We start from the raw sequence: 24,798 nt of genomic DNA, 5'->3' as shown, positions 1-24,798 counted from the left end.
GCCCCGCGGCGCCCCGCGCGCCGGTCACATAGGACACTAGTTCGTTGTCACATCAAACTATTGACATGCCTGTGAGAGGCGTGTGAACCTCTCCACGGGACCGGTGCGCGCAACCGAGGGCAGTCCCGCGCAACGCATACGCACGTTCTGTCGCCGTACGCGGCACGGGCGGTGCGGCGGTTGCTCACTGCCCGGGCCCGCCCTGCTTCCTGTGCGCCAGCGGCTCCGTCCTTCCCTGGAGTGCCACAGATGCAACCCCGAGCCCGAAGAACCCGCACCCTCGCCGGCACCGTCGCCGCCACCCTGACGGCCGGCGCGCTCGCGGTCGTCACCCAGCTGGCCGGGGGCACCCCGGCCGCGGCCGCCGCGTCCGAGCCGTACACGTGGAAGAACGTCCGCATCGACGGCGGCGGCTTCGTCCCCGGCATCATCTTCAACCAGACCGAGCAGAACCTGATCTACGCGCGCACCGACATCGGCGGCGCGTACCGCTGGAACCAGTCCACGAGCAGCTGGATCCCGCTGCTCGACTCGTTCGGCTGGGACAGGTGGGGCTACAACGGCGTGCTGAGCATGGCCACCGACCCGGTGCAGACGAACAAGGTGTACGCCGCGGTCGGCATGTACCTCAACAGCTGGGACCCGAACAACGGCGCCATCCTGCGCTCCGCCGACAAGGGCGCCACCTGGGCCGTCGCCGAGCTGCCGTTCAAGGTCGGCGGCAACATGCCCGGCCGCGGCATGGGTGAGCGGCTCGCGATCGACCCGAACCGCAACAGCACCCTCTACTTCGGCACCGAGGCCGGCAACGGCCTGTGGCGCAGCACCGACTCGGGCGTGACCTGGGCGAAGGTCACCAACTTCCCGAACGTCGGCAACTACGTGCAGGATCCGGCCGACACCAACGACTACCTGAACTACAACCAGGGCGTGGTGTGGGTCGCCTTCGACAAGTCGACGGGCACCGCGGGCAGCACCACCCAGGCGATCTACGTCGGCGTCGCGGACCTGCAGAACACCGTGTACCGCAGCCTCAACGGCGGCACCAGCTGGGAGCGGGTCGCGGGCCAGCCCACCGGCTTCCTGGCCCACCAGGGCGAGATCGCCGGCGGCTACCTCTACATCACCACCAGCGACAAGGGCGGCCCGTACGACGGCGGCCACGGCGACGTGTGGAAGATGCAGCTGTCCACCGGCACCTGGACCCAGATCAGCCCGGTCCCGTCGACGGACACCAACAACAACTGGTTCGGGTACTCCGGCCTGTCCGTCGACAGGCAGAACCCGAACACGCTGATGGTCACCGGCTACAGCTCCTGGTACCCCGACACGTTCATCTGGCGCAGCACCGACGGCGGCACGACCTGGCGGCAGTTCTACGACTACGCCTGGCCGAACCGCACCAACCGCTACACGCTGAACATCGCCGGCGTGCCGTGGCTGGACTTCAACGAGCAGAAGTCGGCCCCGGAGCAGTCGCCCAAGCTGGGCTGGATGACCGAGGCGCTGGAGATCGACCCGTTCAACGCCAACCGGATGCTGTTCGGCACCGGCGCGACGATCTACGGCACCACCAACCTCACCGCGCTGGACACCGGCGGCACGGTCGCGCTGAGCCCGTTCGTCAAGGGCCTGGAGGAGACCGCGGTGCTGGACCTGATCAGCCCGCCGACCGGCACCTCGCCGCTGATCTCCGGCGTCGGCGACATCGGCGGCTTCCGGCACACCAACCTCGACGTCGTCCCGGACATGTTCGACATGCCGTACTTCGGCAGCACCAACAGCATCGACTACGCCGAGCTGAACCCGAGCTACGTGGTCCGGGTCGGCAAGGGCGCGCGGACGGCCAACGGCCAGACCAACATCGGCGTCTCCTCCGACGGCGGCGCGAACTGGTGGTCGGGCAGCTCGCCCAGCGGCGCGCAGGGCGGCACGGTCGCGCTGAACGCCAACGGCACCCGCGTGGTGTGGAGCACCGAGGCCAACGGCGTCTTCTACGCCACCAGCTTCGGCGGCGGCTTCAGCCAGGCATCGGGCGTGCCGGCCACGGCCGAGGTCGAGTCGGACCGGGTCAACCCGAACAAGTTCTACGCGCACTACAACGGCTCGTTCTACGTCAGCACCAACGGCGGCCAGAGCTTCACCACGGCCGCGACCGGCCTGGGCGTCATCTCCGGCTTCAAGGCGATGCCGGGCGTCGAGGGCGAGATCTGGCTGGCCAGCGACACCGGCCTCTACCGCTCCACCGACTCGGGCGCCTCGTTCACCAAGTTCGCCGCGTCGGCGAGCGCGGTGAGCGTCGGCTTCGGCAAGGCGGCGCCGGGGCGCACCAACATGGCGGTCTACACCATGGCCACCATCGACGGCGTGCGCGGCGTGTACCGCTCCAACGACGCCGGCGGCAGCTGGGTGCGCATCAACGACGCCCAGCACCAGTGGGGCAACGCCGGTGACGCGATCACCGGTGATCCGCGTACGTACGGCCGGGTCTACCTGGGCACCAACGGCCGCGGCATCCTCTACGGCGACAGCACCGTGACGCCGTCGAGCCCGCCGCCCAGCCCGTCGGTGTCGGTCTCCCCGTCACGGTCCGCCTCGCCGTCGCCGTCGGCGTCGGCCTCCCCGTCCGCCTCGCCGTCGGCGTCCCCGTCGGCCTCGCCCAGCCCGTCCTCCCCGGCCGGCAAGGCGTGCACGGCCACCTACCGGATCGTCAACTCGTGGCCGGGCGGCTTCAGCGGTGAGATCAAGGTGACCAGCACCGGCACCGCCGCCACCACGGGCTGGCGGGTCACCTTCACCTTCGGCGCGGGCCAGGTCATCAGCAACATGTGGGGCGGCATCCGCACCCAGACCGGCTCCGCGGTGCAGGTCGTCAACGAGGGCTGGAACGGCGCGCTCGCGCCCACCACCAGCACCACCGCGGGCTTCAACGCCTCCTGGAACAACACCTCGAACCCGATCCCGGCGCCGGTGTCCTGCACCGCGCTGTGATCACCCCCGGATGACGCGAGGCGTCCCTCCCACGCGGAGGGGCGCCTCGCGCCCGTCCCCACCCAGTGAACAGAGAGGAAGTGCGCAGATGAGCGACGCACGGATCACCCGGCGCGGGCTGCTCGGCGCGGCGGGAGCCGTCGGCGCGGTAGCCGGAGCCGGGCTGCTGGGCGCCTCGCCCGCCCTGGCCGGGCAGCACTACCGCTGGCGCAACGTCGAGATCGTCGGCGGCGGCTTCGTCCCCGGCATCGTCTTCAACCAGTCCGAACCGGGCCTGGTGTACGCACGCACCGACATCGGCGGCGCGTACCGCCTGCACCCGGCCACCGGCCGCTGGATCCCGCTGCTGGACTGGGTGGGCTGGGAGAAGTGGGGCTGGTCGGGCGTGGCGAGCCTGGCCACCGACGCCCGCGACCCGGACCGGGTCTACGCCGCGGTGGGCACGTACACCAACGACTGGGACCCGAACCCCGGGGCCGTGCTGCGCTCGCGCGACCGGGGCCGCAGCTGGCAGGTCACCGAGCTGCCGTTCAAGCTCGGCGGCAACATGCCCGGCCGGGGCATGGGCGAGCGGCTCGCCATCGACCCACATCGCAACAGCGTGCTCTACCTGGGCGCGCCGAGCGGGCATGGGCTGTGGCGCAGCACCGACCACGGCGCGAGCTGGGCGCAGGTCACCGCGTTCCCGAACCCGGGCACCTACCGCGCCGACCCGAACGACACCAGCGGCTACTCCAGTGACCTGCAGGGCGTGGTGTGGGTGGTGTTCGACCCGCGTACGGGCAGCCGGCGCCGGGGCACGCAGACGATCTACGTGGGGGTGGCGGACAAGGACAACCCGCTCTACCGCTCCACCGACGGCGGTGCGACCTGGGCCGCGGTGCCGGGCGCGCCGGTCGGGCACGTGCCGCACAAGGGCGTGCTCGACCACGAGGGCGGCTTCCTCTACCTGGCCACCAGCGACACCGGCGGGCCGTACGACGGCGGCGCGGGCAAGGTGTGCAAGCTCGACACGGCGACCGACACCTGGACCGACATCACGCCCGAGAACGGCGCCTGGGGCTACTCCGGCCTCACCATCGACCGGCAGCACCCGGGCACGCTCATGGTCGCCACGCAGATCGCCTGGTGGCCCGACGTGGTCTTCTTCCGCACCACCGACGGCGGCGCGACCTGGACCCGCTCCTGGGACTGGGGCGCCTGGCCCAACCGGGTCAAGCGCTACGACCTCGACATCACCGACGCGCCCTGGCTCACCTGGAACGCCGTCCCCGCGCCGCCCGAGGAGGCGCCCAAGCTGGGCTGGATGACCGAGTCCCTGGAGATCGACCCGTTCGACTCGGGCCGGCTGCTGTACGGCACCGGCGCGACGATCTACGCGACGGACAACCTCACCGACTGGGACACCGGCGGCACCGTGCACATCTCCGTCCGCGCCCGCGGGCTGGAGGAGACGGCCGTGCTCGACCTGGTCAGCCCGCCGGTCGGCGCGCACCTGATCTCGGCCGTGGGCGACGTGGGCGGGTTCGTGCACCACGACTTCGCCGATCCGGGGCTGATGTTCGACAACCCCACCCACGGCAGCACCACCGGCCTCGACTTCGCCGGGCTGGTGCCTTCGACCGTGGTGCGGGTGGGCAACCCGACGAACGGCACGCGCTTCGGGATCTCGTACGACGGCGGCGCCACCTGGACCCCCGCGGCCACCCAGCCGGACGGGATCTCCGGCGGCGGCCGGGTCGCGGTCAGCGCCGACGGCGGGCACGTGGTCTGGTCGCCCGACGGCGCGGCGGTGCACCACTCCGCCGACGGCGGCGCGACCTGGTCCCCGAGCACCGGGGTGCCGGCCGGGGCGCGGGTCGAGTCCGACCGGGTCGCCCCGCACACCATGTACGCCTTCGCCGCCGGGACGTTCTACGTCAGCACCGACGGCGGGGCGGCGTTCACCGCCGCGGCGACCGGGCTGCCCGCCGAGGGCGACGTGCGCTTCCAGGCGGTGCCCGGCCTCACGGGCGACATCTGGCTGGCGGGCGGCAGGACCGGCGGCGCGTACGGCATGTGGCGCTCCACCGACGGCGGGGCGTCGTTCGCCCGGCTCGCGGGCGTGGACGAGGCGGACAACGTGGGCTTCGGCAAGGCGGCGCCGCGGCGGGCGTACCCCGCGGTGTTCTCCAGCGCGAAGATCCGCGGCGTGCGCGGGATCTTCCGCTCCGACGACGCCGGGCGGCACTGGACGCGGGGGAACGACGACCGCCACCAGTGGGCCTGGACCGGGGCCGCCATCACCGGCGACCCGCGCGTGTACGGCCGGGTCTACGTCGGCACCAACGGCCGCGGCATCATCGTCGGCGACCTGCGCTGACCCGCCGCGGCGCGACCGCGTCCGGCCGCCGGGCGCGCCCGGTATCGCACCGGCCGGTCGCGGTCGCGCCGCCGCACCAATCCCGTGGCCAGACCCTCGTTCCTGCTTCTCCACCTGCGGGAACAAGGGTCTGGTCACTCTGTGTAGTTGTCAGATATCGGGCAAACGGGACGCCGCGCTGTCCATTCGGCTGGAACGTCCCGCCGAACGTGCCACCATGATTTCGTGCGAACCGTATTAGGACCGACAAATCACGTGATTATTGTCGGAGCGGGTCTCGGCGGACTGTCCTGCGCGCTGCACCTCGCGGGGGCCGGCCGGGAGGTGACCGTGATCGAGCGTTCCGGCTGCCCCGGCGGCCAGGTCGGCGTGCTGGAACTCGACGGCCACCGATTCGACACCGGCCCGACGATGATCACCGCGCCGGACCTGCTGGCCGAGCCGCTCGCCGCGGTGGGCGAGCACCTGCACGACTGGATCGACCTGATCCGGCTGGACCCGGCCTACCGAGCCCACTTCCCCGACGGCACCACGCTGGACGTGCACGCCGACACCGACCGCATGGTCGCCGCCATCGCGAAGCTGTGCGGCGGCAAGGAGGCCGCGGGCTACCTGCGGTTCCAGCGCTGGGCGCGGCGGCTGCAGCAGTTCGAGCGGCGCGACCCGGCCGGCCACTGGCGCACCCTGGCCACCGAGGGCGCCCGGCGGCGGCTCACCGACTTCTTCGCCGACCCGCGCTGCCAGCGGCTGTTCTCCTTCCGCAACCTGTTCACCGGCCGCGACCACGCCGCCGCGTCCTACCTGGACACCATCGCCGAGGTCTGGTATCCGCGCGGCGGCATGAGCGCGGTGCCCCGGGCGCTGGCCGCGGCGGCGGAGAAGCACGGCGTGAACTTCCGCTACCACACCGACGTGACCTCGGTGGAGACCCGCGCGGGCCGGGCGGTGGCGGTGCACACCGCCGACGGCGAGCGGCTCACCGCCGACACCGTGGTGCTCAACCCCGACCTGCCCGCGGCATACAGCCTGCTGCCCGGCATGCCCCCGGCCCGGCTGCGGCGGCTCACCCCGTCGCCGTCCTGCGTGGTGCTGCACCTGGGCACCCGGGACACGCGCGGCGGATACCAGCGCATCGCCCACCACAACCTGCACTTCGGCCGGTCCTGGCGGCAGACCTTCGACGAGGTGGTCAACCGCGGGGAACTGATGAGCGACCCGTCGATCCTGGTCACCAACCCGAGCCGGACCGACCCCACCGCCGCGCCCACCGGCCGCCAGACGTACCAGGTGGTCGCCCCGGTGCCGAACCTGCGGACCGCACCCGTGCGCTGGGACGGCCCGGTCGGGCGCCGGTACGCCGGCGAGCTGATGGCGACCCTGGAGGCGCGCGGCTACCTCGACCTCGGGGCCGACCTCGCCCTGTCCTATGTGGTGACTCCCGACGACTGGGCGCGGCAGGGCATGGCCTTCGGCACGCCGTTCGCCAGCGCGCACACGCTGCGGCAGAGCGGCCCGCTGCGGCCGGGTAACCTGCATCCAACCCTGAGTAACGTGGTCTTCACAGGGTCCGGCACCCGTCCCGGCGTCGGCGTACCCATGGTGCTGATCTCGGGCCGGGCGGCGGCACGTCGAGTGGTCGGAGCACGCGCATGAGGTCTCGCGAAGAGGATCTGGTCGAGCTGGTGGACGCGGCGGGCCTGCCCTGCGGCAAGGCCACCGTCGCCCACGCGCACAGCGCACCCGGGCTGCGGCACCGGGCCTTCTCCGTACACCTGCTGGACGGCTCCGGCCGGCTGCTGCTGCAGCAGCGCGCCGCGGTGAAGACCCGGTTCGCGCTGCGCTGGGCCAACGCCGCCTGCGGGCACCCCGGCCCCGGCGAGGACCTGGTCACCGCCGCATCCCGGCGGCTGGCCGAGGAGATCGGCGTGCGGGGCGTCGAGCTCACCGAGATCGGGGTGTACGCCTACCGCGCCGAGGACCCGGCCACCGGCCGCGTCGAGGACGAGTACGACCACGTGCTGCTCGGCATCCTGGGCCCCGCCGCGGAGCTCCCGCGGCCCGACCCGGCCGAGGTCGCGGCGCTGCGCTGGGTCCACCCGGCCGACCTGCTCGGCTGGCTGGACGAGCGCCCGGACGACTTCGCCCCGTGGCTGGCCGGGGTGACCGGGGTCGCCGTGCCCGCCCTCGGCGACTTCGCCTGACGCTGCGCCACGGGTGAGCTTCGTCTCAGCCCGCCGCGGGGCAGTCGGCGAGCTGTCCGCAAGTCGACCGATGCCCGATACCGCCAGGGGCGTCCGCTGTGGCACCCTGAGGTCCCTTCGCATTGCGGAGACCGACCTGGGGAGCGGCGATGGCGCGACGACGCGTCCACGGCCTGGCCGCCGTGGTTACCGGATTCACCCTGTCCCTGTCCGCGGCGGCCTGCGGCGGCTCGCCCACCGCGTCGCCCTGGCACCCCGCCTCCCCCGAAGCGTCCGCGAGCGCGACGACCGCCGCCTCGCCGTCGCTGGACCCGAGCCCCAGCCCGAGTCCCAGCCCGTCGCCGGCGGCGCCCAGCCCCACGCCCAGCCGTGCCCCCACGCGCAAGCCCACGGCGAAGCCGACGCCGGAGAAGGCCGGGTTCACCATCCAGCGCACCACCGGCTCCAGCGGCGTGGCGCTCACCTTCGACGACGGGCCGCACGGCACCTGGACGCCGCGGGTGCTCGACGCGCTCAAGGCGCGGGGTGTGAAGGCCACCTTCTGCCTGGTCGGCACCCAGGCCAAGGGGCACCCGGAGCTCGTGCGGCGGATCGTCGCCGAGGGCCACACCCTGTGCAACCACAGCTGGAACCACGAGACCAAGCTCGGGACCCTCAGCGAGGCCGCGATCCGGGCCAACATGCAGCGCACCAACGACGCGATCCACGCCGCCGTCCCCGGCGCGCCGATCCGCTACTTCCGCCACCCCGGCGGGGCCTGGACCGCCGCGGCGGTCAAGGTGTCCCGGCAGCTCGGCATGAGCCCGCTCGGCTGGACCGTGGACCCGCAGGACTGGCGCCGCCCGTCCGCCTCCACGATCGCGAGCCGGGTCGTCAAGAACACCCGGGCCGGGGGCGTGGTGCTGCTGCACGACGCCGGCGGGGACCGCGCGAACACCCTGGCCGCGCTGCCCACCATCATCTCCGGCCTGCGCGGGAAGTACCGCCTGATCCGCCTGCCCGACGCGCACTGACCCCCGATTTGGCGGAACGGGTGCTGGTCACATATGCTTTCCGAGCCTCCGGCGGGGCCGGATGGGAGCAACAGCCACCATTCCAGGGCAGCTGCAGCTTTATCGCGGCTCTGTGGGATGATGGTTCGGCCGCCCTCATCGTCTAGCGGCCCAGGACGCCGCCCTTTCAAGGCGGTAGCACGGGTTCGAATCCCGTTGGGGGCACGACGGAAGACCTGATAAGGTCTCCCGGTAGCAAGGAAGAGCAAGTAGCAAGGTCCTGTGGAGCAGTCGGAGTGCTCGCCGCCCTGTCAAGGCGGAGGTCGCGGGTTCAAGTCCCGTCAGGACCGCCAATGCACGACCACCCCGGTGGTTTCGGCCAGGTAGCTCAGTTGGTACGAGCGTCCGACTGAAAATCGGAAGGTCGGCGGTTCGACCCCGCCCCTGGCCACCAAAGCTCTTCGCCGGGCTTTGTTGCCCCGAACTGCGCCTGAGACATCAGGCCGCGGCTCGGGGCGTTTTCGTATCCGGAGCCGGTCCGCGAGATCTCTGTTCGGTGCCCGAACCCGAGGTTCGGGCACACCGAGACAGTGATCGAGCCCGCGAACCGGGAGCTCAGCCCTCGCGGCGGCGCTTGGTGGCGACGGTGGAGCCGGCGAGGGTGAGCAGGCACTGGGGGAGCTGGCCATCGGCGAGCGCCGCCCCGATCAGCGCCTCGCCGGTCGGCTCGTCGTGGTTGACGTACGCGCTCACGAAGCGGGCCACCCAGCGGGCGTCGTACGCCGCCTCCTCGATGCCGGGGAAGTCGAGCGCCCAGGCGCCGGCGCGCACGCCGTCACCCGCGAGCTCGCCGGCCAGGCACCAGGCGACGTTGTAGGCCCCGGTCCGGCCGTCGCGCTTCACCACCTTGTCGAGGGTGCCGGCTACAGCCGAGCCGTCACCGGCCAAGGCCTGGTCAAGTACGAGAGCGGCGTCCTCGAAGGAGTGGTCTGGATCGACGGTCACTCCGGGAGCCTATCGGGCGCGGGCAACCGTACCGGAGCACTCGACACCCATCGGACGTAATGGCCCCTCCCCCAATCCGGGGAACAACGCTAAGGTGCCCGTTGGACCATCGCCATGGAGGCACCCTCATGCGTATCTCGCGAGCTGTACTAGCCGCTGCCTGCGTATCGCTGTTCACGCTGTCCGCGTGCGGCTCGACGCCGGAGGACCAGGATTCCTCGAACTACCAGGGGGCCTACCTCTACGGCACCGACGGCAACATGGCGAACGAGTTCGGCGCCCTGTTCAAGGAGCAGACCGGACTGCTCGACGGGATGAAGGGCACGCTTCCGCTCACCGAGCTGAACCAGTCCTTCACCAGCCGGCTCAACGCCGTCTGGCCGGGGCTGAAGGACTACCTGTTCGCCGCGGAGACCTACGACGCGATGATGATCAGCGCGCTCGCGGCCCAGCAGGCCGGCACCACCGAGCCGACGAAGATCGCGCAGTACGTCAACGGCGTGACCTCGGGTGAGATCGTCTGCCGGACGTTCGAGTCCTGCGTCGCCCTCGCCCAGGACGGCAAGTCGATCGCGTACCGCGGCATCACCGTGCGGCACGGCTTCACCGAGGCCGGGGAGCCGTCGACGACCACCTACGGCACCGTTCACTTCAGCTCGTCGAACCAGCTCGACAACGGCAAGACCGAGTTCCTGGGCACCGGCGACGAGCATGCCGCCAGCGGCAAGAAGCCGCCGCGCCCGGTCAAGGGCGGCAAGTCGGACACGCCGCTGAAGTTCGGCGGGCTGCTGCCGCAGACGGGCGCCCTGTCGTACACCACGCCGCCGATGGCCGCCGCCGCGAAGCTGGCCGTCACGGAGATCAACGCGGTCGGTGGCGTGCTCGGCAAGAAGGTCGAGTGGGTCGACGGCAACGACGGCACCGACCCCAACGTCGCCAAGGCCACGATCGCCCAGCACGCCGCCGCGGGCGTGCACATCCTGATCGGCCCCGGCGCGTCCGGCGTGGCCCTGGGCTCGCTCCCGGAGGCCGTCAAGAACGGCATGATCATGTTCTCGCCGTGCAACACCTCGGCGAGCCTCACCACGGTGGACGACAAGGGCCTCTACTTCCGTACCGCCCCGTCCGACATCCTGCAGGCGCGGGCGATCGCCGACGTGATCCTCCGCGACGGCGACCGCAAGGTCGCGATCATCGCGCACAGCGGCAACTACGGCACCAACCTCGCCAAGGACGTCGTCAAAGAGCTGGTCAAGGCGGGTCTGAGCGAGATCGACGTGCAGACGCACATCTACCAGATCACCGACGACGGCAGCGTGAAGGACCCGGCCGAGCTGGCGAAGATCGCCGGCGACATCGTCCCCACCAAGCCGGACGGGGTGCTGGTGATCGGCTACTCCGAGTCCGCCGAGGTGATCAAGGCACTCTCGACGGCCGGTGCGGACATCCGCCACTAACGTGGTGCCCTGTAAGTCCCCCGAGAAGGAGTACGCATGAGCGACACGGTGGAGACCCGCGGCGACGACCGCCGCGACCTGATCACGGGTGACACCAACCAGGACGGCAAGGCAGACGTCTGGGTGGCGGACACCGACGGCGACGGCAAGGCCGACCTGTTCCAGTTCGACACCGACGGTGACGGCGAGGTCGACATCACCCTGGTCGACCTCGACCAGGACGGCACCCCCGAGATCACGGTCGACGGCGACGGCGGCCACGCCCCCAACTGAAGACCCGCGCCGAAGGGCCGCCCCCGCCGACCCGGCGTAGCGGCCCTTCGCCGTTCCCACCCACCACCCACCCGCCCGGCCCCGCCCGGCCCCGCCCGGCGCGCCGGGAAGATCGCTGCTTCCGGTCAGAACCTGCACTGAGAGTCCACATCCTGACCGGAAACAGCGATCATGCCCGGACCCAACCCGCCCGGACTCCACCCGGCCGGACCCAACCCGGCCGGACTCAACCCGCCCCCGAACCCGCCCGGCCCTGGGAGCCCGCCGGGTCAGGCCGCGTTCATGGTGCGGATGGCCTGCCAGATGAGCAGGAACAGACCGATCGCGAACAGGATCCCCAGCACCACCACCCGCGGCACGGCCGGGCGCATCGGCGAGACGATCGCCTCCGGGTGGCCGAGGTCGACGAGCCGCTGCCGCTGCGCCAGCACCTCGTCCCGGCAGTGCACCAGCAGCTCGTCGCCGGGGAAGATGCGCTCCACCCGGCTCAGCTCCACGGCCAGCCGGGCCTGCGCGGTCTGCAGCCCGCGCACCGCCCGCTCCCCGGCCCGGCCGCAGCGGGCCCGGCCGTAGCGGCGGGCGTCGGCCCGCAGGTGGCCGTGGCCCATGATCTGCAGCTCGCCGGGGGTGGCGATGCGCGGGTCGCGCAGCCGGGCGAGCTGCGCCACGTAGTAGTGGGCCTCGCGGTGACGGGCGACCCAGAGCAGGGCGAGCACCATGGCCAGCGCGGGCAGGCCCTTGCCGAGCATGCCGAGCAGCACCCCGGCGGCGCCGGAGCCGAGCCCGTCGGCGAACAGGGGCGAGTTCCACACGAAGTGGGTGAGCCAGGCCAGGCCGAGGCCGAGGCCGAGCCCGCCGAGCCGCCACCACAGCGGCTTGTCGGTGCGCACCACGAACCAGGCGATGCCCGCCCCGGCCAGCGCGGTGAACAGCGTGTGGCTCCACAGGCCGGCCAGGAAGCCGCGCAGGAAGAAGGTGGCCACCACGGGCCCGACGCCGTCGCCCTGGCCGCGCAGGGCCACCGCGTTCACCGCGAACACGATGTTCTCGACCACCTGGTAGCCGAGCCCGATCAGGGCGCCGTACACCATGCCGTCGAGCACGCTGTTGATCTGCTTGCGGGCGACCAGCACGATCATCACCACGCCGAGCGCCTTGAGCAGCTCCTCGACGGTGGGCCCGGCGATGGCCGAGCCCCAGGTGGCGGCGAAGGCCGGGGAGATGAGCTTGGCGACCAGGTCGTGCAGCGCCTGGGTGCCGGGGATGGCGGCGGTGGTGGCGACCGCGCCGCCCCAGGCGAACGCGGTCGCCATGAGCAGGGGCGGCTCCCGTTCCAGGAAGTCCATGGAGGCGATGAAGAGCCAGAACGGCACGGCGTACAGCGCGAACAGGACGATCGCGGCGGTGGTGGCGACGGGGAAGCGGGCCAGGTCGGCACGCAGGATCTCCAGCAGGCGCGCCATGCCGGCCAGCAGGATCAGCCCGAGCAGCCAGAACGCGGGCAGCTGGAGCGACTTCAGCGCGCGCGCCGCCCGCGGCGTCGGGCGCACGGAGAACCGCCAGCGCCGGCCCTTGGTCTGGCCCGCGACCGTCACTCGCCACCGCCGTACGTGATGGAGCTGATCGAGTCGTCGATGCCCGCCAGCTCGCGTTGCAGTTCGAGCTGGGCGCCGCTGACGGTCACCTCGATGGAGTGCGGGCCGGCGAGGAACACGGCGTACCGGCCGCTGCGGCCCGGCGCGGTGTAGCCGCCGGCCACGCCGGACAGGCCGCCCGCGGTGCTCACCCGGCCCTCGTCGCCGGTGACCTGGTAGCCCTGCGTCGCCTTGATCTTCGTGCGCAGCTTCTCGGCCGCGTCGCCGATCCGCCCGGCGAACGGCTGCACCACGATGAGGTAGCGCACGTCGCCGACCAGGAACATCACCGTCGCCCGGTCCGCGCCGGGGCGGGTCTTGCTGGCGTCGACCCGGGCGCCCGGTGGCGGTGCCACGCTGACGCCCGCGCCGACGTCGTAGTGCCGCCCCGCCAGCGACCGGTCGGTCGGCACCGCGCGGTTCAGCGCGGGCAGCCCGAAGACCACTATGAGCAGCGCGGCCAGCACCGCGACGGCGCCGGCCAGGTTCCGCACCAACCGATGGGCAACCATGGTCCGACGGTAACGGGGCATAGAACTTGAATGCTGCTATATCGACCGATGCCGGGCCTTGACCTGCACTTTGACGCTCCCGGCACGCCCGGACAAGATGAGTGAATGACCGGACGGGTGATCAACCGGCGGGAACAGCACAAGCAGCACACCCGGGCGGCGCTGGAGGAGGCGGCGCTCGCGCTGTTCGCGCGCCGGGGCTACGAGCAGACCACGGTCGAGGAGATCGCCGCCGAGGCCGGCGTCTCGGTGCGCACCTTCTTCCGCTACTACTCGTCCAAGCAGCACGCGCTGTTCGGCGACGTGGGTCACGAGCGGGTCAGCGTGCTGCGCGGCGCGCTGGAGGCCCGGCCCGCCGACGAGCCGCCGCTGGAGTCGGTGCGCACGGTGCTCGACGGCGCCGACATCACCGACCAGGCGCAGCTCGCCCAGATCCGCGCCCGCATCGGCCTGCTCAGCGAGCAGCCCAGCCTGCTGAGCCAGTACCTCGTCATCAGCGAGGAGCTGCGCCGCCTGGTGAGCGTGTTCGTCGCCGGCCGGTGCGGGGTGCCCGACACCCACCCGTACCCGCTGCTGGTGGCCGGGGCGGCGCAGGCGGCGTGGGACAGCGCGCTGTGGTCCTGGGCCGCGGGGCAGACCGCCGATCTCGCGACCCAGCGCCGGTCCGCCTTCGCCCAGCTCACCGCGGGGGTACGGCCACCGGGGTGAAAGGGGCATAGTGCCTCACCAGCCATAACAGTCCGGTAACAGCGGACAGGCGCTGTGAACCGGTAAAGGCTGCTTCCGGCTCCTACAGAGGTTGGTGATCGGATCCTGGGGAGGCGTCATGCTGGGACGTCGGCGGGCCTACAGCGCGAAGGGCCTGTTGACAGCCGCGGCAGCGGCAGCGCTCATCTCGACGACGCTGCTGGTGGGGCTGGCAAGCTACAGCGGCGCGGTGATCGAGGCCGGGGGACGGGCGGCGGTCGCCGCGGCGCCCCCGGAAGAGCGCGCGATTCAGGTGCGCCTGCCCTCCCGCACCGGCGGCAGCGGCTGGTCCACCAGCGGCGAGGACGTCAGCAAGTCCTTCTCCGGCGAGACGTGGGCCGCCACCGACGCCAAGCTGCGCGCGTCGTTCGCGCAGCGGTTCGGCGACACCCGGGTCGCGGTGTCCGCGGCGGGCTACGCCAGCGGGCTGCGCTTCACCGGCGACACCGGCGACGCGGTGGCCGACTCCTACGGCGTCGTCTACGCCCGGGTCATGTTCCTGGAGGAGCTCTCCCAGCACGCCCGGCTGGTCGAGGGCGCCTGGCCGACCCCCGGCGCGGCGTCGCCGCAGACGGTCGTCGGCGAGGCCGCCGCGCACGCGCTCGGCCTGAAGGTCGGCTCGCGGGTCTCGATGACCAACGGCATCACCAAGAAGGTCCAGGAGGTCACGGTCAGCGGCGTGTTCGCGGCGCTGTCCACCGACGACCCCTACTGGCTGCTCGTGCCCGAGCTGGCCGAGGGCGTCGAGCCGGGCCGCAACACGTACGGGCCGCTGGTGCTGACCCGGGAGGACTTCTTCGGCGACTGGTCCTACCTCGGCAACAGCGCCTGGGTGGTGACGCCGGACCTGTCGCGCGCCGAGCTGTCCGAGCTCGTCGCCGCGCGCCGCGCCGTCGAGACCCTGCCCGGGGTCCCCAAGGAGCTGGGCTACGGCGACGGCGGCCAGGCCTCGACCCACCTGGAGCGCCTGGTCGACCGGATCCAGCAGGCCAGCCTCGTGGGCCGCTCGGACCTGCTCACCCCGCTGCTGCTCATCTCGATCCTCGGCGGGTACGCCCTGATCCTGCTCGCCGCGCTGCTGACCGAGGGCCGCCGCGCGGAGACCGCGCTGCTGCGCGCCCGCGGCGCGTCCCGCGGTCAGCTCGCCGGCCTGGCCTCGCGCGAGGCGCTGCTGATCGCCGCGCCCGGCGCGGTGCTCGCGCCGTTCCTGGTCGCGCCGCTGCTCCAGCTCGCCGAGCGGGTCCCCGGCCTGGCCGGGATCGGCGTACGCCTGGAGGGCGGGGTCACCCCGCTCACCGTCGGCGTCGCCGCGGCGGCCGGGCTCGGCTGCGTACTGGCGATGCTGCTGCCGGCGCTGCGCGGGGGCGGCACCTACGTCGCCGACCTCGCCGCCCGGTCCCGGCCCGGCCGGGTCGCCGCGGCCCAGCGCACCGGCCTGGACCTGGCCCTGATCGGCTTCGCCGTGCTGGCCTGGTTCCAGCTGCGGCAGTACGACTCGCCGCTGTCCGGCGTGGCCGGGCAGCTCGGCATCGACCCGATGCTGGCCGCCGCGGGCCCGCTGGGTGTGCTGGCCGGCGCGGTGGTCGCGCTGCGCCTGCTCCCGCCGCTGACCCGGCTGCTGGAGCGGCAGGTCGACCGCCGCAACTGGTTCGCCACCCAGCTCGGCGTCTGGCAGGCCGGCCGCCGCCCGCACGCCGGGCCGGTGCTGCTGCTGGCGCTGAGCGTCGCGGTGAGCACGCTGGCCTGGACCCTGGCCGCGACGGCCCGGCAGTCGCAGCTCGACCAGGCCGACCACACCGCCGGGGCGGACCTGCGCCTGGCCGAGACGTCGTGGGCCGCGCCGCGCCAGCGCGTCGAGCAGATCGGCGCGCTGCCCGGCATCGTCGGCAGCCTGCCCGCCTGGCGGACCACGCTGACCGCGGGCGAGAACGAGACCCCGGTGTCGCTGCTCGCCCTCGACGCCGCGGCCGCGGGCGACGTGCTGCGGCTGCGCGCCGACCTCGGCGACGCGCACGCGCTGACCGCGAGCATGTCCGCCGAGACCAGGCAGGCTCCGGGCGTGGCGCTGCCGCCGGACGTGAAGAGGCTGCGCGGCTCCGTCCGCATCACCGCGAACGGCGAGGACTTCATCGCCCGGCCGCGGGAGGCCACCTCGGCCCTGTTCACCGACGTGCACGGCGCCGTCTACCAGGTGCCGCTGTCCGACGGCGGCGACGTCGACGGGTACGCCTTCGACGTGCCGGTGCCGGGCGCGCCCGGACCGCGGCTGACCGGCTTCGCGGTGGACGGCCCGGACATGCCGTTCGGCCTGCCGATCGCGTGGGAGGTCAGCGGGCTCGCGACCGTCGACGCGGCGGGTGCCGCCCACCGGCTGGACCTGACCCTGCCCAGCGGGCGCTGGGGGATGGGCGCGGCCGCCATCGGCGAGCCGACGATGTCGGTGTCGGGGGACACCGCCCGGCTCGAACTGCTCGCCCTCGGCGGCGCGAACGTCCCGCGGTACGCCTTCACGCTGCGTCCCGACAGCGAGCCCGTCACGGTGCCCGTCGTGGCCACGCCGGAGGCGCTCGCGGCGCTGCACACCGAGGTCGGCGGCAAGCTGGACATCCCGCTGTGGGGCCTGCCGGTGTCGGTGCACGTCACCGGCGAGGCGACCGCGCTGCCCGGCGAGCTGTCCCCGGCCGCGCTGCTGGTGGACATGCCGTCGCTGGCGACCCATCTCCAGCAGAAGGGCTGGCGCGTCCCGATCATCGCCGAGTGGTGGCTGCACACCGACCCGGCCCGGCACGCCGAGGCCGCCGCCGCCGCGGGCCCGCTGCCCAACCTGCTCACCGTCGACCGGACGGCGCTGGCCGTACACGCCGCGGACGACCCGTTCGGGGCGGGCGCGCGCATCGCGCTGTTCATCGCCGCGCTGGGCGCGATCGCGCTCGCGCTGGTCGGCGTCGCCGTCGACGTGCGGGCCACCGCCCGGCGGCGGGTGGCCGAGCTGGCCGTGCTGAACACGCTCGGCGCCCCACCACGCCTGCTGGCCCGCGCCCTCATGATCGAGCAGGCGTTCCTGGCCGGCCTGGGCGTGGCCGTCGGACTGCTGGTGGGCCTGCTCGTCGCACGGACGACGGGCCCGCTGGTGATTCTCACCCCGAGTGCGAGCCGGCCGGTGCCGCCCGCCCTCACCACGACGGACTGGCTGCCTGTGCTCGGCACGGCCGCCGTCCTGCTCGCCCTCACCCTGGTGATGGCCGGGCTCGTGGCGACCACGATGCGGCAGCGGCTGGCCGCGGCCCAGCTGCGGATCGGAGCTGACCGGTGAAGGGATGGATCGCCCGGGTACGCGCCGGAGCCGGGCCGCTGGCGCTGCTCGGCGTGCTGACGCTGGCGGCCGGGACGCTCGTGGTGGGCGCGCCCCGGATCGCCAACAAGCTGACCGACGAGGGTCTGCGCAACGAGATCTCCCAGCTCAGTTACACCTCTCGCGACCTCACCTACCGCGGGCCGAAGCCGGAGGACGCCACGTGGACCCCCGGCCGCCGGCTGGAGGACCAGAAGACGGTCTTCTACCCGGCGCTGCGCGAGCGCGTCGAGCGCTCCTGGTGGGCCGCGTCCACGGTGCCGGAGCAGTCGCCGGTCCGCGGGACAGGGCTGCCGGAGCGCACCCCGCCGCTGTTCAGCGTGCGCACCGGCAGCGGGTTCGAGGAGCAGGTCGACCTGGTCGAGGGCCGGTTCCCGAAGACCGCGCCGGGCAGCGCGGGCGCGCTGGAGGTCGTGCTCACCAAGTGGAACGCCGAGAAGCTGGAGCAGCGGATCGGCAGCACGTTCCGCTTCCAGGACCAGGTGACGATGGAGGTCGTCGGCATCGTCGAGCCGCACGACGAGGCCGACACCTTCTGGGAGCCGGTGCCGACCGGGCTGCGCGCGTACCTGCCGAACGACGACGGCGACCCGTACCGCGCGGTGGTCTTCACCGACGAGGCCGGGCTGGCCCGGGTGGCGAGGCTGGCCCAGGTCGTCTACGAGTGGCGCTACCGGATCGACGCGGCCACGCTCGACCTGGGCGTGCTGCCCGACGTCGTCGAGGCGACCAGCGTCGCGCGCCGGCAGGGCCTGGAGACCACGCTGGTGACCGGCCTGGATGGGGCGCTGGCCCGGTTCGCCGCCCGGGCCCGCGCCGCGCAGGCGCTGCTCGCCGTGGTGCAGCTCGGCGCGCTGTGCACGCTGGCCGGGCTGGTGCTGCTGGCCGCGCGGGTGCTGGTGACCCGGCGGCGGGGCGAGTTCGCCCTGCTACGGGCCCGCGGCGGCGCGATCCTCACCATCGGCACGTACACCCTGCTGGAATCGCTGCTGGTGATCCCGGCCGCGGTGGCGGGCGGCCTGCTCGGCGTGGCCCTGCCGGGCCGGCCCGCGCTCACCTGGCCGATCCTGGTCGCCTTCACCGCGCTGGCCGTGCTCGCCGTCCCGGTGATGACCATGCGCATCGCCCGCGATCCCTCGTTCTCGGGCGAGCGCGCGGACGTCGCCTCGGCCCGGGTGGGCGCGAAGCGGCGCACGGCGGAGCTGAGCCTGCTGGTGCTGGCCGGGCTGGGCGTGTGGCTGCTGCGCAAGCGCGGCCTCAGCGAGACCGGCGAGGTCGACGTCTACCTGGCGGCGGTGCCCGCGCTGCTGGCCGCCGGTGCGGCGGTGGCGATGGTGCGGGTGGTCCCGCCCGTCGTCGGCCGGCTCGGCCGGCTGGCGGCACGCGGCCGGGGCGCGGTCGGCTTCCTGGGCCTGTCCCGCGCGGGACGCACCGCGGGCGCCGTGATCGGCCCGGTGGCGGTGCTGGTCGTCGCGGTCAGCACCGCGGTGTTCAGCGTCGCGGTCGCGGCCACCATCGACGCCGGCCGCGACCGCGCCACCGACCTGCGCATGGCGGCCGACGTCAAGGTCGACGGCTACTACTTCGACGACCGGACCGCGGCCGAGCTGGCCGCGGTGCCGGGGGTCACCGCGGTGGCGCCCTACGCGCTCGAGTCCGCCGGCGACATCATGATCGGCGAGCAGCGGCGGGGCACGGTCTACGCGCTGGTGCTCGACGGGCCGTCGTACGCGCGGGTGCTGGAGCGGTCCGGCGTCGCCTACACCCCGCCCGCCGCGTTCACCGGCGCCACGCAGGGCTCGATGATCCCGGCCCTGGTGTCGCCCGAAGCGGCCCGGCAGCTCGGCGGCGAGGCCGGCATGGTGACGCTGCGCGGCCGGTTCTACGAGTTCACGGTGGCCGGGGTGGTCGACGGCTTCCCGCCGATCGCCAACGGCACCACGAACTTCGTCGTGCTGCCCCTGCAGGCCATCCCGGACAACGCCCGGCAGGCGCTGCTGCCCAACGGCTTCCTGCTGGCCGGCGACCCCGACCCGGCGGCGCTGCGGGCGGCCGGCGACGCCGGGCAGCAGCGCTGGGCCAGCGCCGGCTACGACGCGCGCGCGTACGAGCCGGTCACCACCGTGACCACCTGGGACCAGGCCCGCGCCGAGCTCGACCGGACCAGCGTCAACGCGCTGATCACCTTCGCGTACGGCATCGGCGCCGGCACCGGCGTGCTGCTGGCCCTGCTGGCGATCGGCTTCGCGGTCGTCTCCGGCGCGCGCGGCCGCGGCACCGTGCTGTCCCGGCTGCGGACCATGGGCCTGACCCGGGGCCAGGGCCGGCGCCTGCTGCTGGTGGAGCTGATGCCGGTGGTGACCGTGGCGGTGCTGACCGGCGCGGTGGTGGGCGTGGTGATGCCGCAGCTGCTCGCCCCGGCGCTCGGGCTGGCCGCGTTCACCGACGGGCTGGAGGTCGGCGTGACCTTCGACCCGGTGGTGGCCGGGGCCGCGGTGGCGCTGGTACTGATCGGAATGCTGACCGCGCTTGCGGTGGAGACCCTGTTCAACCGCCGGTTGCGCCTCGGTGAGGTGCTGCGGCTTGGTTCCTTCGACGCGGGAGAGAGCTGATGTCGACTACTGACGAGACCACCGCCCCGCCGGACCTCGCCACGCTGCAGGCACGCGCCGCGCAGCGGGCCGCGGACCGGGCGGGCGGCGCGGACCGGCTGCGCGGGCACCTGGTCTGCGACGGGCTGGTGCGCATCTACAAGACCGAGGGTGTCGAGGTCGTCGCGCTGCAGGGGCTGGACCTGGTGGTGGACCGGGGCGAGCTGCTGGCCATCGTCGGCGCCTCCGGCTCCGGCAAGTCGACCCTGCTGAACATCCTCTCCGGGCTCGACGTGCCGACCGCCGGCATCGCCCGGGTCGGCGAGTACGACCTGCTCACCATGTCGGCGAAGAAGCGGCTGTCCTACCGGCGGCACATGGTCGGCTTCGTGTGGCAGCAGACCGGCCGCAACCTGCTGCCGTACCTGACCGCGCTGGAGAACGTGGTGACCCCGATGAGGCTGGCGGGCACCCGGTCCGGCCGGGCGGCCCGGACGCGGGCCATGGAGCTGCTGGACATGGTGGGCGTGGGGTACTGCGCCGACCGGCGGCCGGACCAGATGTCCGGCGGCGAGCAGCAGCGCTGCGCGGTGGCGCTCGCGGTCGCCAACGACCCCGAGGTGCTGTTCGCCGACGAGCCGACCGGTGAGCTGGACGAGTCGACCGCGGCCGACGTGTTCACCGCACTGCAGACGATCAACGCCGAGCTGGGCGTGACCGTGGTCGTGGTGACGCACGACCCGAACGTCTCCACCCAGGTGCGGCGCACCGTGGCGATCCGCGACGGCCGGCTGGCCTCCGAGACGCGGCGGACCTCGCGGGCCACCGCCGACGGCGGCACCGAGCTGGTCAGCGAGGAGTACGCGGTGCTGGACCGGGCCGGGCGGATGCAGCTGCCCGCCGCGTTCGTGGAGGAACTGGAGCTCAAGGACCGGGTGAAGCTCAACCTGGAGTCCGACCGTGTGGAGGTGCGCCGTGGCTGAGGAGCTGGTCAGGGTCGAGAACGTGTGCCGCGACTTCGGCCGGGCGGGCAAGGTCGTGCACGCGGTGCGCGACGTGTCCTTCACGGCGGGCCGCGGGGAGCTGGTGGCCGTACGCGGCCGCTCCGGCGCCGGCAAGACGACCCTGCTCAACATCATCGGCGGGCTGGACCGGCCCACCTCGGGCAAGGTCTTCATCGCCGGGCAGGAGGTCACCTCGGCAGGCGAGTCGCAGCTGGTGGCGCTGCGCCGGGACGTGGTCGGCTTCGTGTTCCAGTCGTTCGGGCTGGTGCCGATCCTGTCCGCGGCCGAGAACGTGGGCGTGCCGCTGCGGCTGGCCAAGGTGCCCCCGGCCGAGCGGGAGCAGCGGGTGGCGGTGCTGCTGGAGCTGGTCGGCGTCGGCGCACACGCCAACCAGCGGCCGTACGAGCTGTCCGGCGGCCAGCAGCAGCGCGTCGCGGTGGCCCGCGCGCTGGCCAACGACCCGCAGCTGCTGATCGCGGACGAGCCCACCGGCCAGCTCGACTCGGAGACCGGCCGTCAGATCATGGACCTGCTCCGCGCGCTGGTGCACGCCCGCGGCATGACGGCGCTGGTCGCCACGCACGACGCGGCGCTGATGGACATGGCCGACCGGGTCGTGACGCTGCGCGACGGTGCCCTGGTCTGACCGGCCCTGAACAGCAAGAAGGGCGCTCTGGGGGAGAGCGCCCTTCTTCGTATGTTCAGTTGTCTGGATTTCAGTCGCCCTGACGCTGGTGCGGGATCTGACCCTGGAGCAGAGCACGCACCTCCGACTCACGGTAGCGGCGGTGGCCGCCCAGCGTACGAATAGCGCTGAGCTTGCCCGCCTTGGCCCACCGGGTGACGGTCTTCGGGTCGACGCGGAACATCGACGCAACCTCTGCCGGGGTGAGCAGGGGTTCTGGTTCGTGCGTACGCGACGCCATGCGGTCACTCCTCCACAAGTACCTATAGACGAAGGCCGGGGTCCCGCCGGCCAACGCGCTACCCATAGTCCGGCTAGTCCCCGATGTCCGACATGGGCCGAACGGGTGAAGGTCCGTGGATGGACGGATGATGAATGAACGACATGTCTGCTTTTAGGGGATGAAGACAGGAATTTCATAGCTTTCGATCACCACAGGGTGACCCGTACGCTACCGCCTGTCAGTTGCTCCGCTCCAGCAACTGGATCGCCCGCCACCGCTGCACGAGCTGCTCGTACGCCGCCGTGGCGGCGTCGCCGTCCTCCCGCTCCAGGCCGGCCAGCCCCGTGGCGACCAGCTCGACCGAGTCGTCGTCGCGCAGCGCGTCGTCGGACAGCAGCCCGGTCAGGCCGCCGTAGTCCAGCTCGATCACCGACCCGGGGTGGAACGACTCCAGCCAGCGCGCCGTCTCGCGCAGCGACTCGGTGATGGGCACGTCGCCCAGCGTGCGGCGCAGCACGCGCAGCCCCTTGTGCGCCCGCTGACGGGCCTTGCCGATCTCGGTGCGGTAGCGCAGCACCCGGCGGCCCGGCTCCAGCACCAGGTCCCGCTCGGCCGGTGAGACCAGCACGAACCAGCGCAGCGGCACGCCCCAGGTGGCCACCTGCTCGTGCATGCGGTCCTCGGCCCGGATCTGCCCGACCACGGTCTGCGCCAGGTCGACGAGCACCGGCGGGACGAAGGCGTCGGCCAGCACCTGCGGCACCCCGTCGCGGGCCTGCAGCGCCGCCTCGGCCACCCGGACCCGCAGGTTCCACGGGCAGACCAGGGGCACCTCGGCCTGGCCGGTCAGGCCCTGCATGACGTACGCCTCATCGGGCAGGTCGGGCAGGCGCGACCAGCCCGCGCCCAGCGCCTCCAGGACCGTCGCCCGCTGGCGGCCGGGGCCGTCGGACACGCCGACAGCGCGCCCCTCGTCCACGTAGCGGCGCCAGAATCGTTCACGTTCCGGCGCGAACGCGGTGAGCGGCTCGTAGACCCTCAGGTACGCGGCGAACTGTGACGGCACCTCGCGATCCTCCCACGATTAGGCTGTCAGCGGGAGCGTCGCTACCGCGGCGTCTACCGACCCCTCGGAAAGACCGAGACGGATCCGGCCTCACAAGGGCCATCGAAGTCACCTTGGAGCCAGCAGTGGGCGTATTCACCGACGGCAGTCACGAACAGGTCGTGTTCTGCCAGGACCGGGCCAGCGGCCTGAAGGCCATCATCGGCATCTACTCGACGGCGCTCGGGCCCGCCCTGGGCGGCACGCGCTTCTACCCCTACGCCACGGAGGAGGAGGCCCTGCACGACGTGCTCGACCTCTCCCGCGGCATGGCGTACAAGAACGCCCTCGCCGGGCTCGACCTCGGCGGCGGCAAGGCCGTCATCTGGGGCGACCCTGAGCAGATCAAGTCCGAGCAGCTGCTGCGCGCGTACGGCCGGTTCGTGCAGTCGCTGGGCGGCCGCTACTACACCGCGTGCGACGTCGGCACCTACGTCCAGGACATGGACGTGGTGGCCCGGGAGACCAGCTTCGTCACCGGCCGCAGCGTCGAGTACGGCGGCGCCGGCGACTCCTCCATCCTCACCGCCTGGGGCGTCTTCCAGGGCATGCGCGCCGCGGCCGAGCACCGCTGGGGCACCCCGTCGCTCAAGGGCAAGCGGGTCGGCGTGGCGGGCCTGGGCAAGGTCGGCAAGTACCTCACCGCCCACCTGATCGAGGACGGCGCCGAGGTCGTGGCCACCGACGTCAGCCCGAAGGCGCTGGAGTGGGCGAAGGCCACCTACCCGCAGGTCACCATGGTGGCCGACGCCACCGCGCTGGTCGCGAGCGACATCGACGTCTACGCGCCGTGCGCGCTGGGTGGCGCGCTCAACGACGACACCGTCCCGGCGCTGAAGGCGCAGATCGTGGCGGGTGCGGCCAACAACCAGCTCGCCCACCCCGGCATCGAGAAGCTGCTGGTCGACCGCGGCATCCTGTACGCGCCCGACTACCTGGTCAACTCCGGCGGCGTGATCCAGGTCGCGGACGAGATCGACGGCTTCAACTTCGAGCGGGCGAAGCTGCGCGCCACCAAGATCTACGACACGACGAAGCGGATCCTGGAACTCGCCGACACCGAGGGCATCTCCCCGGCCGCGGCGGCGGACCGGCTGGCCGAGCAGCGCATGGCCGAGGTCGGCCGCCTGCGCACCATCCGGGTCTAGCCGTTAGCCGCGCAAAGCTCCGCCCACGCTGCACAAACGGCGTGGGCGGAGCTTTGCCGGTCGTGAAGCCGTCATTACTGGGAAGGGATATACTCCTTACCAGTCATAAAACGGACAGGTTCCGATGTGCTGTCAGACACCCGGCAACCCGAGATGCCGAAGTGCCCTCCTCCCATGTACCGTATGACCCACGAGAGATGTCTGACGTCATCGGGGCCCGCCTTCGGGTAGCCCCGTCATTCATGTGCGAGGGGGTCGGCCATGGGGCGCGGCCGAGCTAAGGCCAAGCAGACTAAGGTGGCCCGGGAGTTGAAGTACCACTCCCCGAACACCGACCTCGCCGCCTTGCAGCGCGAGCTTGCCGGGAGCGAGCTCAGCAGCGGCAGCGGCAGTACTGTTGCCGAGGATCACGACGACGACGAGCGCGATCCGTACGACCCGTACGCGAATTACGCAGTCGACGACGATGACGAGGACGACGGCAAGGACTGGAACTCCCGACGCTGACTTCCTGAG

19 protein-coding genes and 3 tRNA genes are annotated in these 24,798 nt (G+C 72.7%); 17 read left to right on the top strand and 5 right to left on the bottom strand.

All coding sequences use genetic code 11. The features are described 5' to 3' along the window. The first annotated feature begins 249 nt into the window (after positions 1-249). The 8 genes from AB0J67_RS01525 to AB0J67_RS01490 all read left to right on the top strand — a co-directional run bounded on the left by AB0J67_RS01525 (position 250) and on the right by AB0J67_RS01490 (position 9,000). The gene (locus AB0J67_RS01525; protein ID WP_363475066.1) at positions 250-2,991 is read left to right on the top strand and encodes a cellulose binding domain-containing protein; all 2,742 of its coding nucleotides are present in this window, start codon (positions 250-252) and stop codon (positions 2,989-2,991) included. An 88-nt stretch (positions 2,992-3,079) separates the two neighbouring features. Beyond that, positions 3,080-5,353, top strand: coding sequence for a xyloglucanase (locus AB0J67_RS01520; RefSeq protein WP_363475064.1), 2,274 nt, complete (start codon positions 3,080-3,082; stop codon positions 5,351-5,353). A gap of 225 nt (positions 5,354-5,578) precedes the next feature. After that, positions 5,579-7,006, top strand: coding sequence for a phytoene desaturase family protein (gene crtI, locus AB0J67_RS01515; protein WP_363475062.1), 1,428 nt, complete (start codon positions 5,579-5,581; stop codon positions 7,004-7,006). Then, positions 7,003-7,554, top strand: coding sequence for an isopentenyl-diphosphate Delta-isomerase (gene idi, locus AB0J67_RS01510; protein ID WP_363475060.1), 552 nt, complete (start codon positions 7,003-7,005; stop codon positions 7,552-7,554). Before crtI ends, idi begins: the two co-directional genes overlap by 4 nt. Before the next feature lie 149 nt (positions 7,555-7,703). Further along, positions 7,704-8,567, top strand: a complete 864-nt coding sequence (locus AB0J67_RS01505) for a polysaccharide deacetylase family protein (RefSeq protein ID WP_363475058.1) — start codon at positions 7,704-7,706, stop codon at positions 8,565-8,567. A 131-nt stretch (positions 8,568-8,698) separates the two neighbouring features. Next, positions 8,699-8,771: transfer RNA gene (locus AB0J67_RS01500), tRNA-Glu, on the top strand. A gap of 51 nt (positions 8,772-8,822) precedes the next feature. Next, positions 8,823-8,899 (top strand) — tRNA-Asp (locus tag AB0J67_RS01495). 24 nt (positions 8,900-8,923) lie between these two features. Continuing rightward, a tRNA-Phe gene (locus AB0J67_RS01490) sits at positions 8,924-9,000 on the top strand. Between the two features lie 161 nt (positions 9,001-9,161). Here AB0J67_RS01490 and AB0J67_RS01485 read toward each other — a convergent pair. Further along, complete coding sequence (locus AB0J67_RS01485; RefSeq protein ID WP_363475056.1) at positions 9,162-9,551, bottom strand: hypothetical protein; 390 nt, start codon at positions 9,549-9,551, stop codon at positions 9,162-9,164. Between the two features lie 128 nt (positions 9,552-9,679). Between AB0J67_RS01485 and AB0J67_RS01480 the strand changes: the two genes are divergently transcribed. Both AB0J67_RS01480 and AB0J67_RS01475 read left to right on the top strand, forming a co-directional pair. After that, on the top strand, positions 9,680-11,008 hold the full coding sequence (locus AB0J67_RS01480; protein WP_363475054.1) for an ABC transporter substrate-binding protein: 1,329 nt from the start codon (positions 9,680-9,682) through the stop codon (positions 11,006-11,008). Between the two features lie 36 nt (positions 11,009-11,044). Continuing rightward, positions 11,045-11,281: a hypothetical protein gene (locus AB0J67_RS01475; protein WP_363475052.1), complete on the top strand. Its 237-nt coding sequence runs from the start codon at positions 11,045-11,047 to the stop codon at positions 11,279-11,281. A 269-nt stretch (positions 11,282-11,550) separates the two neighbouring features. On the opposite strand, the gene AB0J67_RS01470 is transcribed toward AB0J67_RS01475, so the two are convergent. Both AB0J67_RS01470 and AB0J67_RS01465 read right to left on the bottom strand, forming a co-directional pair. Further along, complete coding sequence (locus AB0J67_RS01470; protein ID WP_363475050.1) at positions 11,551-12,876, bottom strand: PrsW family intramembrane metalloprotease; 1,326 nt, start codon at positions 12,874-12,876, stop codon at positions 11,551-11,553. Beyond that, complete coding sequence (locus AB0J67_RS01465) at positions 12,873-13,427, bottom strand: hypothetical protein (RefSeq protein ID WP_363475048.1); 555 nt, start codon at positions 13,425-13,427, stop codon at positions 12,873-12,875. The genes AB0J67_RS01470 and AB0J67_RS01465 overlap by 4 nt, the downstream gene beginning before the upstream one ends. Before the next feature lie 105 nt (positions 13,428-13,532). Here AB0J67_RS01465 and AB0J67_RS01460 point away from each other — a divergent pair, with 105 nt between their 5' ends. The 5 genes from AB0J67_RS01460 to AB0J67_RS01440 all read left to right on the top strand — a co-directional run bounded on the left by AB0J67_RS01460 (position 13,533) and on the right by AB0J67_RS01440 (position 21,767). Further along, positions 13,533-14,135 (top strand): TetR family transcriptional regulator, encoded by a 603-nt coding sequence (locus AB0J67_RS01460; RefSeq protein WP_363475046.1) that lies wholly within the window; start codon positions 13,533-13,535, stop codon positions 14,133-14,135. 118 nt (positions 14,136-14,253) lie between these two features. Beyond that, on the top strand, positions 14,254-17,487 hold the full coding sequence (locus AB0J67_RS01455) for an FtsX-like permease family protein (RefSeq protein ID WP_363475044.1): 3,234 nt from the start codon (positions 14,254-14,256) through the stop codon (positions 17,485-17,487). Further along, positions 17,484-20,138, top strand: coding sequence for an FtsX-like permease family protein (locus AB0J67_RS01450; RefSeq protein ID WP_363475042.1), 2,655 nt, complete (start codon positions 17,484-17,486; stop codon positions 20,136-20,138). Before AB0J67_RS01455 ends, AB0J67_RS01450 begins: the two co-directional genes overlap by 4 nt. Continuing rightward, a complete protein-coding gene (locus AB0J67_RS01445) occupies positions 20,138-21,100 on the top strand; it encodes an ABC transporter ATP-binding protein (RefSeq protein WP_363475040.1) in 963 nt (320 codons plus the stop codon). Before AB0J67_RS01450 ends, AB0J67_RS01445 begins: the two co-directional genes overlap by 1 nt. Continuing rightward, positions 21,093-21,767 (top strand): ABC transporter ATP-binding protein, encoded by a 675-nt coding sequence (locus AB0J67_RS01440; protein ID WP_363475038.1) that lies wholly within the window; start codon positions 21,093-21,095, stop codon positions 21,765-21,767. Before AB0J67_RS01445 ends, AB0J67_RS01440 begins: the two co-directional genes overlap by 8 nt. Positions 21,768-21,837: 70 nt before the next feature. Here the strand turns inward: AB0J67_RS01440 and AB0J67_RS01435 are convergent, their stop codons facing one another. Next, positions 21,838-22,047: a BldC family transcriptional regulator gene (locus AB0J67_RS01435; protein ID WP_020522548.1), complete on the bottom strand. Its 210-nt coding sequence runs from the start codon at positions 22,045-22,047 to the stop codon at positions 21,838-21,840. A gap of 220 nt (positions 22,048-22,267) precedes the next feature. Then, positions 22,268-23,095, bottom strand: coding sequence for a hypothetical protein (locus AB0J67_RS01430; RefSeq protein ID WP_363475036.1), 828 nt, complete (start codon positions 23,093-23,095; stop codon positions 22,268-22,270). Positions 23,096-23,220: 125 nt separating this feature from the next. Between AB0J67_RS01430 and AB0J67_RS01425 the strand changes: the two genes are divergently transcribed. Both AB0J67_RS01425 and AB0J67_RS01420 read left to right on the top strand, forming a co-directional pair. Further along, positions 23,221-24,282, top strand: coding sequence for a Glu/Leu/Phe/Val dehydrogenase (locus AB0J67_RS01425; RefSeq protein WP_363475034.1), 1,062 nt, complete (start codon positions 23,221-23,223; stop codon positions 24,280-24,282). A 261-nt stretch (positions 24,283-24,543) separates the two neighbouring features. Beyond that, positions 24,544-24,789, top strand: coding sequence for a DUF3073 domain-containing protein (locus AB0J67_RS01420; protein WP_363475032.1), 246 nt, complete (start codon positions 24,544-24,546; stop codon positions 24,787-24,789). Positions 24,790-24,798 lie beyond the last annotated feature (9 nt).

It is taken from the genome of Catellatospora sp. NPDC049609, from assembly GCF_040675365.1.
Lineage (GTDB): Bacteria > Actinomycetota > Actinomycetes > Mycobacteriales > Micromonosporaceae > Catellatospora.
This window is presented reverse-complemented; position numbering and strand designations above follow the sequence as displayed.

Excerpts from the sequence above, each read along its gene's own strand:
- AB0J67_RS01445 (WP_363475040.1), top strand. The coding sequence starts at position 20,138 with ATGTCGACTACTGACGAGACCACCGCCCCGCCGGACCTCGCCACGCTG.
- AB0J67_RS01455 (WP_363475044.1), top strand. The coding sequence starts at position 14,254 with ATGCTGGGACGTCGGCGGGCCTACAGCGCGAAGGGCCTGTTGACAGCC.
- AB0J67_RS01480 (WP_363475054.1), top strand. The coding sequence starts at position 9,680 with ATGCGTATCTCGCGAGCTGTACTAGCCGCTGCCTGCGTATCGCTGTTC.
- AB0J67_RS01420 (WP_363475032.1), top strand. The coding sequence starts at position 24,544 with ATGGGGCGCGGCCGAGCTAAGGCCAAGCAGACTAAGGTGGCCCGGGAG.
- AB0J67_RS01520 (WP_363475064.1), top strand. The coding sequence starts at position 3,080 with ATGAGCGACGCACGGATCACCCGGCGCGGGCTGCTCGGCGCGGCGGGA.
- AB0J67_RS01435 (WP_020522548.1), bottom strand. The coding sequence starts at position 22,047 with ATGGCGTCGCGTACGCACGAACCAGAACCCCTGCTCACCCCGGCAGAG.
- AB0J67_RS01475 (WP_363475052.1), top strand. The coding sequence starts at position 11,045 with ATGAGCGACACGGTGGAGACCCGCGGCGACGACCGCCGCGACCTGATC.
- AB0J67_RS01465 (WP_363475048.1), bottom strand. The coding sequence starts at position 13,427 with ATGGTTGCCCATCGGTTGGTGCGGAACCTGGCCGGCGCCGTCGCGGTG.
- AB0J67_RS01505 (WP_363475058.1), top strand. The coding sequence starts at position 7,704 with ATGGCGCGACGACGCGTCCACGGCCTGGCCGCCGTGGTTACCGGATTC.
- idi (WP_363475060.1), top strand. The coding sequence starts at position 7,003 with ATGAGGTCTCGCGAAGAGGATCTGGTCGAGCTGGTGGACGCGGCGGGC.
- AB0J67_RS01460 (WP_363475046.1), top strand. The coding sequence starts at position 13,533 with ATGACCGGACGGGTGATCAACCGGCGGGAACAGCACAAGCAGCACACC.
- AB0J67_RS01525 (WP_363475066.1), top strand. The coding sequence starts at position 250 with ATGCAACCCCGAGCCCGAAGAACCCGCACCCTCGCCGGCACCGTCGCC.